The sequence below is a fragment of the Oleiphilus sp. HI0128 genome (assembly GCF_001635365.1).
In genome coordinates this window covers 1-842 of record NZ_LWGG01000718.1, presented here as the reverse complement: position 1 = coordinate 842, position 842 = coordinate 1, and the positions used below count along the sequence as shown (strand labels likewise).

Genomic DNA, 842 nt, shown 5'->3' with positions numbered 1-842 from the left:
ACCGACGAAATCTCAGCAAATTAAAAAGTGCCTGAGAAACTTAAACAGTGGAGCGGAACAGTGGGAAACCGTGCCACACACCCTAGAACTTTAAACGAAGGAATGCTTAATAAGAACTGAGCACTCCTTGCCGAATATTGAGCTCTATACCTTTAGAGCCAAAAAAATTTAACGCTTTTATAAACGGCGCACGGCTTTATCGTGCGTCCAACGCAGGCCACGTCTCTTTGTGGCCGGAGTGATGTTTGATGAACTGGTTAGATGTTTTAGAACACCCAACTAGAACAACACCACGTTGTGTAGCCGAAGGCGGAACCTGAGTTCTTGACCTGTGGCTAGAATAATTAAGATGAAAACTTTACCGGACTCCCTAGGAACACGCCACCGACGAAGCCTCTACAAATTCAAATGTGCCTGAGAAGCTTAAACAGCGGAGCGGAACAGTTGGAAACCGTGCCACCTACCCTAAAAATTTAAACGGAGGAATGCTTAATAAGAACTGAGCATTCCCTGCCGAATATTGAGCCTTAAACCTAAAGGCAAAAAACATTTAACGCTTTTATAAACGGCGCACGGCTCTATCGTGCGTCCAACGCAGGCCACGTGTTTTTGTGGCCGGAGTGATGTTTGATGAACTGGTTAGATGTTTTAGAACGACCAACTACACCAAACACCACGTTAAAACCAAAGTGCTTGCCCAGAGACAAAAACACCGTAGATGGCGACTTTACCGGATTCCCTAGGAACACACCACCAACGAAGCCTCTACAAATACAAATGTGCTTGAGAAGCTTAAACAGCAGAGCTGAACAGTGGGAAAACGTGCCACCTACCCTAAAAAT

At 45.2% G+C, this 842-nt stretch carries 1 protein-coding gene; it reads left to right on the top strand.

What is annotated here, in order from left to right; genetic code table 11:
* Positions 1-630: 630 nt before the first annotated feature.
* A partial coding sequence (locus A3763_RS29540) for a hypothetical protein (RefSeq protein ID WP_231872147.1) occupies positions 631-842 on the top strand: 212 nt, incomplete at its 3' end.